Genomic DNA, 15,961 nt, shown 5'->3' on the forward strand with positions numbered 1-15,961 from the left:
TGAGAGCCATGGCATTGATAAAAACATTCTTCTTACTGCTGCCTGTCATTTTTCTGATCGATTATATCTGGCTCGGGAAATTAATGGGGCAGTTCTACATCCGTGAGTTGGGGCCGCTGGCACGTTCATCTGGGGAAGGGTTTGCGCCCGTTGTCTGGGCAGCGGTACTCGTGTATCTGTTTATTCCTCTGGGGATACTTGTTTTTGTCCTGCCTTTGCTCCCCCCGCAGGGCTATCTGCTGCCGGCAATTGGTTATGGTGCATTGTTCGGATTAGTCCTTTACGGGGTATTTGATATGACCAACTATGCCCTGCTGGCTAACTACAGTCTGAAAATGGCTCTGGTTGATATCGGCTGGGGATGTTTTCTAAACAGTGCCGCGACAGTGGCTGCAGTTGTCATTTATCGATGGGTGAGCTGAGTGTGAGTAAATCTAACAGAATGTGTAGTTGCAACTTCCATAATTTGAACTGTGACAGGAGGATAGATGAGGATTGCAATCGTGGGAAGCGGCATTTCCGGGCTGGTTGCGGCCTATCTGCTGCACGAGATTCATGATATCACCCTGTTCGAGGCAAATGATTATGTGGGGGGGCATACTCACACTGTACCCGTCAAGACACCTTCGGGAGATTTTGAGATCGATACCGGTTTTATTGTGTTCAATGAAACCACTTACCCCAATTTTCTCAAAATCCTTAACAGGATAGGGGTGGAGAGTCAGCCGAGCTCGATGTCTTTTTCGGTGAAATCACTGGCGGACGGGCTGGAATTTAACGGTAATTCCCTCAACACCTTTTTTGCCCAGCGGGAGAACATCCTGCGGGCGACGATGTATAAGATATTGTGGGACATGATGCGCTTCAACAGGCAGATCGATCAAATCATACAGGGCACGACAGATAACCGTTCACTGGCTGATTTTCTTGAGTCAGAGGGCTATTCTGAAGAATTTTTACGCTACTTTATCCTGCCGATGACTTCTGCGCTCTGGTCCGCTCCCCCCACGGAGGCGCGAGAGTTCCCCATTGCGCTTTTTGCCAGATTTTTTCGAAATCATGGCATTCTGAATCTGCGCAAGAGACTGGCGTGGAGGGTAATTAAAGGCGGGTCAACCCGTTATGTGGAAAAGCTGATAACATCCTTTGCCGACAGGATCAGACTCAACTGCCCGGTGCAGTGGGTTACCAGGACCCCCGATCATGTGGAGATAGCCACGGCTCAAGGTGTGGAACATTTCGATCAGGTCATACTGGCTGTACACAGCGACCAGGCTCTCAATATGCTTACCGACCCGTCCCGGGCAGAAGAAGAAGTGCTCGGCTCCATTCGTTATCAGGCCAACAGGGTACAGCTGCACACAGATACCAGGCTGCTGCCGTCCAAACGTTCGATATGGGCAAGCTGGAATTACAAGATTCCCGTGGATGAGACACTCAGTTCCACCGTGACCTACGACATGAATATTTTGCAGTCGATCACGGCAAAAGAAGAATTTCTGGTCTCGCTCAACCAGCTGGAGTCAATCAATCCTGAAAAAATCATCGGCAATTACCTCTATGACCATCCGGCATATACGCCTCTGGTACCGCCGGCTCAGGATCGCCACAACGAAGTGAGCGGAGTTAACCGTACCCACTACTGCGGTGCATACTGGGGTTATGGATTCCATGAAGATGGGGTTCGTTCTGCGCTGTCGGTGTGCAAGAACTTCGATAGGGGTTTGTAATGAATAGCCGTATTTACACCGGGCATATCCGGCACATGCGTTACCGGCCGGTGAAAAACAGCTTCAGGTATCGAATATTTCTGATGTACCTGGATCTCGGGGAGCTGGATCAGGTCTTCAGGGGACGCCTGCTCTGGTCTGCGAAAAAGATGAACCTGGCTTTTTTGCGTCGTAAGGATCATTTCGGAGACCCGAGAATAACAATAGAGGATTCTGTTCGGCTGCTGGTGGAAGAAAAGACCGGGAAACGTCCTGAAGGTGCTATCAGGATGCTCACCCATCTCCGCTATTTCGGCCATTGTTTCAACCCGGCAACGTTCTACTATTGCTTCGATGAGGGCGGTGAGCAGGTTGAGACAATCGTGCTTGAAGTGCATAACACCCCCTGGGGCGAAGTGCATTGCTATGTAATACCATGCAGTGAAAACAACAGTGATGGCAAGAGCTGGAGGTTCGCATTGGCCAAAGAGTTCCATGTGTCACCCTTTCTGCCCATGGATATCGATTACGAATGGTCGTTCACACCTCCGGGAGAGCAGCTGCAGGTCCTGATGGTCGACTATCATGAGAATAAACGGATCTTTGAGGCGGAGCTTGAATTATCGCAACTTCCTATTACCGGCGGTTCACTTCGCAGGATGCTGGTTGTCTATCCACTGATGACGATGAAGGTGACCGCAGGCATCTACTGGCAGGCGTTGCGGCTCTGGTTGCGGGGAGCGCAGTTTTATTCACATCCATGAATGGAAATATCGGGCATATAACTGATACGGAGATACAATGAGCGATTATCAGACTCAGGGAGAGCGGGAGCTGTCAGGAACTGCGGTGACCGGGCCGGGGGAAAACACCCTGAATCGCTGGAGCAGGAGTATGCTCACCAGCAGGCTCAGGGCCATTCGCAAAGGATATATCGTCTTACGTGAAGATGGGAAGGTGGAGACTTTCGGCCATAACAGCTCGGAGCTGTCGGTGACCATTGATGTCTATAACCTGGAATTTTACCGGCGGGTTTTGTTTGGTGGCACGGTCGGCTCCGGTGAGGCCTATATGGATGGTCTCTGGCGCTGCAGCGACCTTACAGCCCTGATTCGTATTGTCATTATAAACAGCGAGTTATTGCTGGGCATTGATTCCGGCTGGGGCAGGCTTACCATGCCTCTGCACTGGCTGTATCACCTGGCGAGAAAGAACACCAGAAAAGGGAGTAAAGAAAACATCGCTGCGCACTATGATTTGGGCAACGATTTTTACTCACTCTTTCTCGATTCGACCATGGCCTATTCCTGTGGTTTTTTTGCAAGTGAAAAGAGTTCGTTAAAAGATGCATCGTTGTGCAAGTTCGAAAGAATCTGCGAGATGCTTGAATTGAATGACAGCGACCATCTTTTGGAGATAGGCACAGGCTGGGGAGGGTTCGCGGTCTACGCCGCCGCCAATTATGGATGCCGGGTGACCACGGTGACCATCTCCAGGGAGCAGTTCAAATTCGCCCGGCAGAGAATTGTTGACGACAAGCTTGAGAAGCAGGTGACAATCGAGCTGATGGATTATCGGGATATTCGCGGCTCGTTTGACAAGCTTGTTTCAATTGAGATGATAGAGGCGGTCGGGCATCACTATTTCGATGCTTTTTTCGGTTGCTGCAGCAAGCTGCTCAAGCCGACCGGGCTCATGGTGCTGCAGGCAATCACCATCAGGGACCATCTTTACCAGGCGTATCTGAAAGAGGTGGATTTTATTCGCCGCTACATCTTTCCGGGAGCCTGTCTCCCGTCCCTGAGTGCTATTATGCAGTCAGTTGCCAGGGTAACCGACATGACAGTAGTGCAGCTGGAAGATATCGCCCCCCATTATGCCAGAACTCTGAACATCTGGCACCAGCGGTTTGTGCAGAAACTGGCCGAGGTTCGAAAACTCGGGAAAAATGAGCAGTTTATCAGGATGTGGGAGTTCTATTTCAGCTATTGTGAAGCCGGCTTTCTAGAACGCCATCTTGGTGATTTGCAAATAGTTTTTGCCAAACCAGGTGCCCGCCAGTTGCTGAAATAGCAGGTATAAGCGGTCTGTTTACCAGTTAACGAACTGTCTTTTTTACAAATCCTGCCAGTTATTTTCGTCTGTCTATTTCATAATCTTCCCGATTGCCGTATCCTTAAAGCAAATGGAGAGAGGAGATTGCAGCACCAATCGCTGCATCGTTACAAGGTTTCTACAGCATCGATTTATTTCGTATGATTCATAGCTATCCACACGATCTTGTCGTCAGCCTGCAACAGAGATGGTCGTATACCGTGCTTGACTCTAAAGACGACAAGAAGACATATGCGCTGCCAGCCACAGAGGTCCTCAATGACCTGATTTCCACGTGCTATCAGGTGAGTCAGATGCAGGAGGAGACCAGACAAATCCGTTTTCGGTTGATGATGGCAGAACCCGATGATTACGGCAGCGCCGATGCCGGCCTGTTGCAGGGTCTTTTCGTGATGAAATTCACGAATCAGAGGCCATTCAACACCTATGAGCTGCTGAAGCTGGCACCGGCGTTAAATTTCAACAACGCCATGATCGGGGTACGTTTCAGGGAGAAGGACGGGCTGCAGATATGGGGTGTTATTCACACCGGTTCGCGCTGGACCCAGATTATCCACGGTGGGTCAAAGACTGCCGTGCCATTGCCCAAAGCCCTGGCTGTGCACGTGATGGGGCCGGGCAGGCTGACTGTTTTCCGTGGTCATGAAATTCTGGTGCAGTTATCGGCCGGTAAAATTATCTCGCCTGCTGTTAACGTCTTTCAGGCAGAATGGATGACCACACGTTTTTCCCAGGTGCAGAAGCGACTTTCGGCAATACACGCTCAAAATCCGGAGTTGGTAAAAAACGAGTGGGCCAAGGTCGATCCGGATTTTGTGGGCAAACTCTACCTGGAATTTTTCAAGCACGTTATCAGTACCGTAAGGCGGTCGGGCCATGGCGGTATGATTTTGTCTTTCCCGGCCGGTATGGCCAACCTTATTTCAAAGGATAACCCGTATATATCGATTAAATACCGTTTCACGGAAGGTGGCGCCAGCCAGCAGTTGAAAACCCTGGTGCTGGAGATCATGAAAGTCTTGTCGATAGTTTGTGGCCGCCGCTATGGGCCTGATTATGTGGCAGGGTGGGATGATTATGTGGAGTTACAGGGGAAACGGCTGATCCCTCTTGATGAGCAGGTATTTAAATACGCACGTTTTGTCGCCGGGCTTACAGGCGTTGACGGCGCGGTGGTCACCACGGAAGGGCCGGAGTTGATCGGCTATGGAGGTATTATCCAGGGTAATTTCGAGATGGGTGAACATGTAGCCAAGGCCCTGGACCCGGAAGGAATACACAGGAAGATCGAACGAATAGAGAGTGTCGGCACCCGCCATCGCTCATGCTATTATCTCTGCAAGAAGCTGCACGATGCCCTCGGTATAGTTGTCTCCCAGGATGGGGAGGTGCGGATTGTTACCTGGGGAGAGGATTCTGTACTCTACTGGGATGTAATTCCCATAGATTTCGCCACAGACTAGGAAATCAGTTCATATACCGGCATTCTCTTCAGTGTTTTGTTGTGCCGCATGGGAAAAACATAGCGGCACAACAAAACTTAGAATATGACGGCATCTGAACTGATTTGGAAAAGTTAGGGGAGAGAATTTTTAAGTTAGGGGTTAGGGGGGAGAGGTTAGGCGGCGGTAATCGTTTGAATATTCAATAGAATGAGCGAAACGATCCAAAGATCGTTGTTCGAAAATCTCTACTATTTCGCACTTCCCAAGGTGATTCAGACAGTTCCAAGTTCGAAGTTTTTTGAGGTCCACTATAGTTCTGCTATGTGGACCTCAAAAACACTGAAGAAGTTGGTGCTGTATGAAGCACCTTAACCAATATCAAAGTTGATGCCCTGAGCCAGCGGCAGGCTACTCCCATAATTCACCGTAACAGTCTGTCTGCGCATGTACGCTTTCCAGGCATCCGAGCCGGATTCCCGCCCGCCGCCGGTCTCTTTTTCACCACCAAACGCCCCGCCTATCTCCGCTCCGGAGGTACCTATATTAACATTGGCGAGACCACAGTCGGAACCTGCCGCAGAGAGGAACCGCTCTGACTCACGCAGATCCGTGGTGAAAACTGCCGATGAGAGTCCCTGCCGAACATCGTTCTGGATAGCGATAGCCTCATCAATATCACCGGAATACTTCATAAGATAGAGAATGGGGGCAAAGGTCTCTTCCTGGACTATCGGAGTGGTAACCTCAACTTCGGCTAAGGTTGGTTCCACGTAGCAGCCTGATTCATAGCCGGGGCCGAAGAGTACGGTGCCGCCGTGGAGAATCCGGCCGTCCTGGCCGGTGATGGCCTCGATGGATTCGCGAAAATCATGAACGCTCTGCAGATCTATCAATGGCCCCACATGGTTGGTTTCATCGAGCGGGTCGCCGATATTCAGGCTTTCGTAGGCACGCTGCAGCCTGGTCACTACTTCTTGATAAACACTTTCGTGAATAATAAGTCTGCGGGTGGAGGTGCATCTCTGGCCGGTGGTGCCGACCGAGCCGAAAACCACCGATGGGATGGCCAGTTTCAGATCGGCGCTGGGCGCGATGATTATGGCGTTGTTGCCGCCCAGTTCGAGAATTGTCCGGCCCAGCCTTCTGGCGACAATCTCTGCCGCGTGTTTGCCAGAGGCTACTGAGCCGGTAAATGAGATAAGCGGAATCCTGCTGTCGCCGAGCATTTTGTTGCCAACATCATCCCTGCCGCCCACGAGCAGATTGAAGATCCCTTCGGGAAGATCGTAATCCGCCACGACCTCGCCCAGAATCTTCTGCATGGCCATGGCTGTGGCAGGTGCTTTGGATGAAGGTTTCCAGATGATTACATCACCGCACACTGCTGCCAGCATGGTGTTCCAGGAATAGACCGCCAGCGGAAAGTTAAAGGCGGTGATAACCCCGACGATACCCAGAGGATGGTACTGGTCGTAGAGTTTGTGCATGGGGCGTTCCGAAACGGTGGTCATGCCGTAGAGCATTCGTGATTGGCCCAGGGCAAAGTCACAGACGTCGATGGCTTCCTGAACCTCGCCCAGCCCCTCCTGCAGGGGTTTACCCGTCTCGTAGCTTATGAGTTTGCCAAGCGGAATTTTATAGTCGCGCAGCCTGACACCGATCTGGCGGACTATTTCACCGCGAACCGGAGCAGGGGTGTCGCGCCAGACCGGAAAAGCTGCGGATGCGGTTTCCAGCACCGTGTTATATTCCTTCTCAGTTGCCAGGGGAAGTTCGAGGTAGGTGGTGCCGTCGACAGGCGAGAAAGGGCAAAGAATATTGTCGGAGGTGGGTTTATACCACGAGCTGCCGGTGGAAACGGTTGATAGGTCTGTATCCAGACTGAGTTCTTTGAAAAAGTTCATAACGACCTCGCTGGTAACGGTTTGGAATTGTGGGGGATGACTCTTGTTTAGTATTGCATTGGCGGATAGTAGAGTCAAGGTGCTGCCGTGGGCAGGTCGGAGAGAGGAGGTCGGAGGGAGGTGTGAGGGGGAACTGCTTGACGTTCAGGGCTGTTCCCGAGTCCCCCCAATGCTCATGTGAAATCCGGGCCAGGGCAGGGGAGCCGTAACTTAGGGTATTCTGGGCAGACCTCTGGTGGGCATTGTGGAGATTTGCCAATCACTATCATGGGTTGAACCTATGTTACAAACCAGCAGAATTGTGAAATCGACACAATGCTCATAAGAAATCCGGGCTACGTTTGTTGGATATATGAATCATACTTCTTCAGATATATATCAGACAGCGTCAGAAATGCGGTGATAATCAGTGGCCCGTAGATAATTCCCAGTATGCCGTATACGCTCAGTCCACCGATAATAGAGAGAAAGACCAGCAGGGTATGCATCTTGACCTGGCTGCCGACAAGCTTTGGTTTCACCAGGTATTCCATGGAGAGCGAGAGCACCAGATAGAAGATGAATACGAAAATACCCAGACCGATGCTGCCGTTGATGGCAATAACCAGGGCGGCGGGGATCAGGACCAGGCCGATGCCGAAGATTGGCAGAAAGGCGAGAATGGCCATGATACAACCCCAGAGGATGGGGGAGTTGAGGCCCAGAATGGAGAAAAGCACACCACCCAGGATACCCTGAACCAGTCCGCAGATGCCGTTGCCTTTTAAGATGGCGTTGGCGATCTCTTCGAATTTGGATACCAGCAACCGGTCTTCGTCATCAGGCAGTGGTGAGAGCCGCACCAGATACTCAACGAGTTTTGGTAGATCGATCAGCAAAAAGAAGATCACCAAAATCATCATGAAAAACAAAAAAACAAACTGCATGATGTTGGCAGCCCAGGCGCTGGCCTGGTTATAGAGCATCAGCCCGCCTTTTTTGGCAACATAGGAGACGAAATCTATAATCAGCTGTGGCTTGAAGTTGAATCCGAAGTCTGCCATGTAATCCTGAAACTTCATCATATATTCGCTGTCCTGCAGGAAACTGACAACTTTCAGCCCAACCTGGCTGTCACGGCCCCAGTTGTAGAGCGAGAGCGCTTCGTTGGCAAGCGAGCCGATGAAAAATATTATCGGAATGAAAACGATGGCAACAATCAGCAGACAGGTGAGCACCGAGGCCAGGTTCTGATGCATCACCTTGCAGAAAAACAGGTGAATTGGTCGAAAAAGATTGGTGAGCAGGAACGAGAGCACCAGTATCGACCAGAATGGGTAGAGCACTTTTCCCAGGAAAAATATTGAGACAAAGAAGACGAGCACAAAGTATTTGATTTGCATCGGGCTCTGTGTCGGGCCATTCAGATCATTGGCTGGTGAAGTATTGCTCATACGGCTCTGGCTTTGAAGTTAACGTTGAGGTATCCTGAACTGGTATTTTCGCGTCCGTACCCTCTGGCTGCTGTGGTTGCGCGCTGATCGGAGAGATAAACATGAAATCGGAGAGATGCATCAGTATAAACACATGATAATGGTTTACTGTTGCAATTGTCCAGATACCTGAGTTATCGTTATAGATTGCCGCAATTGCTGTCGAACCGGTATGTTATTCCGGTCAGGCGTGTTCATGCATGCGTTTCTATGCGACAATGTTCTTCATTTGAGATATCAGGAACAGTCCCTGTCGCCCGAAAGTATATATCCTCTTGGTTATTAAGAAAAGAAAAATAAGTGCAGGTTAGGAGATTGCTATAATGTGGGAAGATCTTGAAGTTACACTGGAAAAGTTGGCTGATGATAAAAGTAAGGAAAAACCTTCACAGGACAAGCTGGGCTTTGGCCAGCACTTTACCGATCATATGTTCCTGATGAAGTGGAATCGCGAAAATGGCTGGCATGATGCAAAGATCTGTCCCTACGGCGATTTTACCCTCGATCCTGCCGCGGTGGTTTTCCATTATGGTCAGGCGATTTTTGAAGGCATGAAGGCGTACAAAGGTGATGGTGGCCAGGTATACCTCTTCAGACCCGAAGACAACTTTGAGCGAATGAACTCCTCCGCCATTCGCATGTGTATGCCGCGAATCCCCGTAGATCAGGTTCTGAAATCCCTGAAGGCGTTGCTCTATCTCGAAAAAAACTGGATTCCGGAATCTGAAGGGGCATCTCTCTACATCCGTCCGACCATGATCGGCACCGAGCCGTTTCTCGGTGTACGCCCTTCGGCCGAATACTACTTTTATATCATCTTGAGTCCTGTCGGCGCCTACTATTCCGAAGGTTTCAATCCCACCAAGATCTATGTAAGCGACGAGCATGTACGCGCCGTAAAGGGTGGCGTGGGCAATGTAAAGACCGCCGGTAATTACGCCGCATCGCTCTATACTTCTGAACTTGCCAAGAAAGAAGGATATACCCAGGTACTCTGGCTCGACGCATGTGAGCATAAATATATAGAAGAGGTTGGCACCAGTAATATCTTCTTCATGATCGGTGACGAACTGGTCACTCCACCACTGGAAGGGTCTATTCTCGGCGGCATCACCCGTAACTCGGTACTGAAACTTGCCGAAAGCTGGGGTGTGAAGACCGTTGAGCGCGAGATTGCAATCGATGAAGTTCTGGCGGCAACTGAAGACGGTAGCCTGAAAGAGGCCTTTGGTACCGGCACAGCGGCAGTGATTTCGCCGGTGGGAGAGCTCTTTTATAAGGATAAAGCCTATTCCATCAACAACGGGGAGACGGGCGAACTCTCCAGAAGGCTTTTTGACGAGCTGCAGGATATACAGGGCGGACGCAGAGAAGATCCTTTTAATTGGGTCGTTCGTGTTGGATAGTGTTAGAAAGTGCGATTGAAAATATCGGAAAAATGAGCGCTTGGTCGTCGGGTGGAGGGTGTCGTAGGTGCTGGATTTTTTTTTTATTTGTAGCCTTGATTTTTGAAAATCCGCGTTTATTGTAATGCAAGTTTTAGATACCCGCCCAATTTACGGGGCAAAAAATAACGAATTGGGGAACCATATCCATTCTTTCAATGGGCCCGTTCGGTTAACAAACACACAATTTTGTAGGAGGAAGTATGAAAATTCGTCCATTGAACGACCGCCTTCTGGTGAAGAGACTGGAAGAAGAAGAGAAGACATCCGGTGGTATCATTATTCCTGACAGCGCGAAAGAGAAGCCGGCTGAGGGCCAGGTAGTAGCGGTAGGCCCAGGCAAATTGAATGACAAAGGCGAAAGAGTGGCACTGCAGGTGAAAGAGGGTGATCTTGTCCTTTTCTCCAAGTATGGCGGTACCGATGTGAAGCTGGATGGTGAGGACTTCCTCATCATGCGCGAAGACGATATTCTTGGTGTTGTTGAGCAGTAATAAACTGACTACTACTTCTTGCTGCCCGCATTGCTGCGGGAGAAATTGATTATAGGAGAAAATAATAATGGCTGGAAAAGACATTAAATACGGTGTGAAAGCCCGTGAGTCAATCCTTGAGGGTGTAAACACTCTCGCCAACGCAGTTAAGGTTACCCTCGGACCGAAAGGCCGTAACGTACTGATCGAGAAATCTTTCGGTGCTCCTACCATCACCAAAGATGGTGTAACTGTTGCTAAAGAAATCGAGATCGAGAACAAGTTCGAGAACATGGGCGCACAGATGGTTAAGGAAGTTGCTTCCAAGACCTCTGACGTTGCTGGTGACGGTACCACCACCGCTACCGTTCTCGCTCAGGCGATCTACACCGAAGGTGTCAAGCTGGTAGCTGCCGGCGGCAACCCAATGGAGATCAAGCGCGGTATCGATAAAGGTGTTGCGGTTGTAGTTGAAGAGCTCGCCAAGATCGCTACCCCGACCAAAGAGCAGAAAGAGATCGCTCAGGTTGGTACCATCTCTGCTAACAGCGACGAGACCATCGGTAACATCATCGCCGAGGCTATGGACAAAGTTGGTAAAGAGGGTGTTATCACCGTCGAGGAAGCCAAGTCCATGGAGACCACTCTCGATGTAGTTGAGGGTATGCAGTTTGATCGCGGTTACCTTTCTCCGTACTTCGTGACCGATCCGGATCGTATGGAAGTTGCTATGGACGACCCATACATCCTCCTCGTTGAGAAGAAAGTTTCCAACATGAAAGACCTCCTCCCATGTCTTGAGTCTGTTGCCAAGATGGGTAAAGGTCTGATGATCATCGCTGAAGATGTAGACGGCGAAGCACTCGCAACTCTCGTTGTGAACAAGCTCCGTGGTACCCTGAACGTTGCTGCTGTTAAAGCTCCAGGCTTTGGCGATCGTCGTAAGGCAATGCTCGAGGACATCGCTATCCTCACCGGTGGCCAGGTAATCACCGAAGACCTCGGCATCAAGCTTGAGAACGTAACCATCAACGACCTTGGCACCGCTAAGCGCATCGTTGTAGACAAAGACAACACCACCATCGTAGACGGTGCCGGCGATCCTGCTAAGCTCCAAGCTCGTGTTAAGCAGATCCGCACCCAGATCGAGGACACCACCTCTGACTACGATCGTGAGAAGCTCCAGGAGCGTCTTGCCAAGCTGATCGGCGGTGTTGCTGTAATCAATGTTGGTGCTGCCACCGAGATTGAGATGAAAGAGAAGAAGGCTCGTGTTGAGGATGCACTCAACGCTACCCGCGCTGCCGTAGAGGAAGGTGTTGTTCCTGGTGGTGGTGTTGCTTACATCCGTTGCCTCGCTGCTCTTGCTGCTATCGAGCTCGAAGGTGAGCAGAATCTCGGTAAGAACATCCTGCTCCGCGCTCTCGAAGAGCCGGTACGCCAGATCGCTTCCAACGCTGGTGCCGAGGGTTCCGTAATCGTTGAGCACGTAAAAGGCCAGGAAGGCCCAATGGGCTTCAACGCTGCTACAGAAAAATACGAAGACCTCATCGCAGCCGGTGTTATCGATCCTGCTAAAGTTACCCGTACTGCACTGCAGAACGCTGCTTCCGTTTCCGGTATGCTGCTCACCACCGAGTGTGTGATTGCAGACAAGCCAGAAGAGCCAGGTGCTGGCGGAATGCCACCAATGCCAGGCGGCATGGGTGGAATGGGCGGCATGGGCGGCATGATGTAATTTGCCCCTCGCTGACTGCCCGATCATAAAATCGGGCAGTTAGATACGCTCATCGCTTAGCGTACGAAGTTGGCAAAAGGCCTTAGTTATAAGGCCTTTTGCTCTTTAAAAAAAAGTGATAAAAATATATTGACAGTGAGCTCCGAGTACAGTATTTATAGGGCCTCGCAAGCAAGGCGATGTAGCTCAGTTGGTTAGAGCACACGGCTCATATCCGTGTTGTCCGGGGTTCAAATCCCTGCATCGCCACCAATTGAAAAAAGGGGTTTCAACGATTATCGTTGAAACCCCTTTTTTGCGTTTTGGGGCTTGTTGTGTACCCGCTATGTTATCAGATTTTACCTGACCACCTTCCCGGGTATTTAATTTCTTTAAGGCCTAGCCTCTTCAAACATAGCTGCAGGCATCGGATATTCCAACTCCCAAACCATACTTATGGGGCGCTCTCCTTCATAAGAAATCAATTTAGCTGCAGGCCCCAAGTAAACAAACGGAGCGGTCTCACCCTCAATCTGTTTCTCTACACGAGCAAAAAACAAAACGGTATAGCCTCGTTCCCTGATGTGGATATAATTCTGACCGGTGGCAGTTTTCTGAGTGGCAGTGGACTGGCTTTCCCAATGCATAAGGGTTCTGCTGATCGGATAATCTTTGTAGAGAGTCGTTGGTGAGAAATCCTGCTCGACCTTCCTAAAAGTGACCAAGTGAACATAAACTTTAAGTTCGATATTGTGCATCACCCCCACTCCTGTGGGTCCGGGTTTCTGAAAACTGTTCAACCCCAAAGCTGCTTTTATCTCATGAGAACCATATGCCGCATGCAACTTCAGATCGCAGGGAAACGGGAGCTTGATGTTGGTGAATGGATACGGCTGATTCTGAAGACGCCACTCTGCGATTTCCGCTGCATCAGCAGCTACGGTGGTATTTCTTGACCACTTCGCCATAGAATCTTCGAGGCTATCAACACCTGCCACGTCTGCTTTTTGTCCCCAAAAAAGATAATGTAGAGCTGTTTTTCGGGATGTTGCATACGGCCCATCCGGCTCTAGTACCCTATTTTCCTTTGCGAGTGTCTTCACCGAATCCAACAGATTCGGATCTGACCGTAATGCTAATCGCAGCAATCCTTTTCTTGCCTTTACAAGGTCAGGGTCTTCCAGCGCAGATTGCCCTTTTGCCAGAGCTTTCCATTCAGACCATGTACGTTTTCGCAACACCTCGATCGGAGACAAGCAGGTCTCCTCGATAAAATTTCCGAAGGTTAACGGCTTTGCTGAATGTCTGTCCCATGTCTGAATGACCTCCGGAATAAAGTTCTTCAAATCTCTTAAGGCAAACTTAATGTTCTTGAGCACTGTTTCGCGCGCAACCCGCTCAAAAATGATACTGCATCCAGAAGGCAGATTTGGGAAATCATGTTCAATTTCACGATCAATCCGCTGTCTTTTTCTAGACAGTAAAGCCCCATACTTCGTGTCTAAACGATACTTGCGATGGGTTTGACCAACAAAGTCAAGAACCGTTAAACAGTCTTTATTCGGAGCATGACGTAATCCACGGCCCAACTGTTGTAAGAAAACTGTCAGGCTCTCCGTTGGCCTCAAAAAGAGAACCATATTGATTTCGGGAACGTCTACACCTTCACTCAATACATCAACTGCAAAAAGGAATTGAATGTGTCCTTCCCGAAACTCTTTTAACCGTGAAGCACGCTCCTCCTTGCCGGTCGTACCTAACAGTACACTGGCGGTTATACCGGCTTTCTTAAAATGTTCAGCCATATACTTTGCATGTTGAGTTCCGGAGCAAAAACCAACTGCCCGAACACCTTCGAGTTCGGGTTGGTATTTACGTATAGCCTGTAGCACAAGATCCACACGTTGTTTTGCCCGAATGTCATCCCCTGTATATACCTTTTCCAATTCCCGCTGATCGTACTTGCCATTTTTCCAGAAACGCTCTTCGTCCAAATCAATGTTGTCTGACACACCAAAATAGTGGAACGGACACAGGAGCTTTTCTTCCAGAGCCTCTGGCAAGCGAATCTCTGCAGCAAAATGGCCACCAAAATCAGGCAAAATTGGGGAGCCATCCATGCGTTCGGGAGTTGCAGTTAACCCTAGTAAAATATGCGGATTTAGAAGATTGAAGAGGGGGAGGTAGCTCGAAGCAGCCCCGTGGTGAGCCTCATCGACGATTACAAAACGAAAATGATCTGCACCTAAAGACAGCCATGGCTTTTTGGTCCGAAGGCTCTGAATCGAGGCAAATACATGTTCCCATTCTGTCGGCTCTTGACCATTAACCAAAAGCTCTCCAAAATTCTGATCACGTAATACAGTACGGAAGCATCCCATGGCCTGTTCGAGGATTTCTTTTCTATGAACCACAAAAAGTAATCGTTCCTTCTTCCCTACTTGCTCAGCATGCCGCTTATAGTCCAAGGCTGATACCACAGTTTTTCCCGTGCCTGTTGCCGCGACAACCAGGTTTCGCATCGAACCATTTTGACGAGCAGCTTCCAATGCCTCTAATATTCGTTCTTGAAAAGGTCGCGGAGTAATATCTGCAAAAAATTGTGTGCTTCCAATTTCACGCTGTTTGTAGCTGTTAATCGCCTTACGAAATCGCACAAACTGTTGCTCTGTATACAACTCAAATTCTGGACTTTCCCAATAGGCTGAAAAATCGGCAATGAATCTGTTTAAGATATGCGGCATATCCTGTGCTGTAATTTTAACCGTCCACTCCAGGCCTTGTGTCATCGCAGAATGGGACATATTGGCCGAACCTATATAGGCAGTGGAAAAACCACTCTTACGAACAAAGTGATAAGCTTTCGCGTGAAGACGCGTTCCGCCTGTATCATAAGAAACTTTGATCTCAACGTTCCCCTGCTGAGCCAACCATTCAAGCGCCGCCGGATCACTTGCGCCCATATAACTGGTTGAAATAATACGAACCGGAATGTTCTCTTTGGTCAGGCGATCAAAAGCAGGCATCAACAGACGAAGCCCTGACCATTTAATAAAGGATATCAGTATGTCCACTCGATCAGCCGTCAACATTTCCGCTCGCAACTCATGCTCCAAAGGCGGATCAATACCCTGTCCCGTTAGCAGTGCGCTGGAAGAAAGCGGAGTCACTGGCCGAACAAGGCCCCTCTCAGAATTCCGTACTTCGGTTAGTAGGTTCTTATCGTCTCGAAGCAATGTATGTCGCAGAATATAATCTAGGCCATCCGTCTCAGACAGTAACTCTATCAATCTATTTACGATTTCGGTTCGCTTATCCTTCTTCGTGACTTGAAGAGCCTTGCCCACAAGGTTTCCTAAGAATTGAGCATAGATTTGAGGAGATTCTTCATCATCAATCTTGCGAAGAACAGGCTTCAGATCAGGATTCCGATCAAGCAACTCTTTCAATTCTTCATCTAAGAGCTTCTCATAAATACCAACTGGCAAGCCACTCATACGAACCTGTCCTCTTCAACTAGGGGTTCAATAATCTGAAGGCATCGATCGGGGGCACCCCTCGATTGATGCAATGGTAAAGCGATATGATAGTGATGTGAAGGATGATAAATACCCGAAGGGTTGCCTGTCTGAGCCTCGGAGTTTGTTGCTTGTGAGGTGCAACGACAAAGCTTAGTTTGAA

The 15,961-nt window shown here is 49.5% G+C and carries 11 protein-coding genes and 1 tRNA gene; 9 read left to right on the forward strand and 3 right to left on the reverse strand.

Annotated elements, in window-relative coordinates; translation table 11 throughout:
• Positions 1–8: 8 nt before the first annotated feature.
• From FCL45_RS06120 to FCL45_RS06140, 5 genes are all read left to right on the forward strand, one after another.
• Positions 9–422, forward strand: a complete 414-nt coding sequence (locus FCL45_RS06120; protein ID WP_136798775.1) for a DUF2177 family protein — start codon at positions 9–11, stop codon at positions 420–422.
• A gap of 66 nt (positions 423–488) precedes the next feature.
• A complete protein-coding gene (locus tag FCL45_RS06125) occupies positions 489–1,730 on the forward strand; it encodes an NAD(P)/FAD-dependent oxidoreductase (protein WP_136798774.1) in 1,242 nt (413 codons plus the stop codon).
• Positions 1,730–2,473, forward strand: a complete 744-nt coding sequence (locus tag FCL45_RS06130; RefSeq protein ID WP_136798773.1) for a DUF1365 domain-containing protein — start codon at positions 1,730–1,732, stop codon at positions 2,471–2,473. The genes FCL45_RS06125 and FCL45_RS06130 overlap by 1 nt, the downstream gene beginning before the upstream one ends.
• Positions 2,474–2,510: 37 nt before the next feature.
• Positions 2,511–3,782 (forward strand): SAM-dependent methyltransferase, encoded by a 1,272-nt coding sequence (locus FCL45_RS06135; protein ID WP_136798772.1) that lies wholly within the window; start codon positions 2,511–2,513, stop codon positions 3,780–3,782.
• A gap of 182 nt (positions 3,783–3,964) precedes the next feature.
• A complete protein-coding gene (locus FCL45_RS06140) occupies positions 3,965–5,287 on the forward strand; it encodes a putative sensor domain DACNV-containing protein (RefSeq protein WP_136798771.1) in 1,323 nt (440 codons plus the stop codon).
• 350 nt (positions 5,288–5,637) lie between these two features.
• Here FCL45_RS06140 and amaB read toward each other — a convergent pair whose 3' ends face one another.
• Positions 5,638–7,173, reverse strand: coding sequence for an L-piperidine-6-carboxylate dehydrogenase (gene amaB, locus FCL45_RS06145; protein ID WP_136798770.1), 1,536 nt, complete (start codon positions 7,171–7,173; stop codon positions 5,638–5,640).
• A 335-nt stretch (positions 7,174–7,508) separates the two neighbouring features.
• Positions 7,509–8,606, reverse strand: a complete 1,098-nt coding sequence (locus tag FCL45_RS06150; protein WP_228721446.1) for an AI-2E family transporter — start codon at positions 8,604–8,606, stop codon at positions 7,509–7,511.
• Between the two features lie 362 nt (positions 8,607–8,968).
• Between FCL45_RS06150 and FCL45_RS06155 the strand changes: the two genes are divergently transcribed.
• From FCL45_RS06155 to FCL45_RS06170, 4 genes are all read left to right on the forward strand, one after another.
• Entirely contained in the window at positions 8,969–10,051 is a 1,083-nt protein-coding gene (locus FCL45_RS06155) for a branched-chain amino acid aminotransferase (protein ID WP_136798769.1), read from the forward strand.
• A gap of 242 nt (positions 10,052–10,293) precedes the next feature.
• Positions 10,294–10,584 carry a co-chaperone GroES gene (gene groES, locus FCL45_RS06160; RefSeq protein ID WP_136798768.1) on the forward strand — a complete coding sequence of 97 codons (291 nt, stop codon included), beginning with the start codon at positions 10,294–10,296 and terminating at the stop codon, positions 10,582–10,584.
• A 67-nt stretch (positions 10,585–10,651) separates the two neighbouring features.
• Positions 10,652–12,301, forward strand: coding sequence for a chaperonin GroEL (groL, locus tag FCL45_RS06165; protein ID WP_136798767.1), 1,650 nt, complete (start codon positions 10,652–10,654; stop codon positions 12,299–12,301).
• Positions 12,302–12,476: 175 nt separating this feature from the next.
• Positions 12,477–12,553 (forward strand) — tRNA-Met (locus tag FCL45_RS06170).
• 119 nt (positions 12,554–12,672) lie between these two features.
• Here the strand turns inward: FCL45_RS06170 and FCL45_RS06175 are convergent.
• Positions 12,673–15,777, reverse strand: coding sequence for a DEAD/DEAH box helicase (locus FCL45_RS06175; RefSeq protein WP_136798766.1), 3,105 nt, complete (start codon positions 15,775–15,777; stop codon positions 12,673–12,675).
• Between the last annotated feature and the right edge of the window lie 184 nt (positions 15,778–15,961).

Origin of the sequence: Desulfosediminicola ganghwensis, from assembly GCF_005116675.2 — a bacterium.
GTDB lineage: Bacteria > Desulfobacterota > Desulfobulbia > Desulfobulbales > Desulfocapsaceae > Desulfopila > Desulfopila ganghwensis.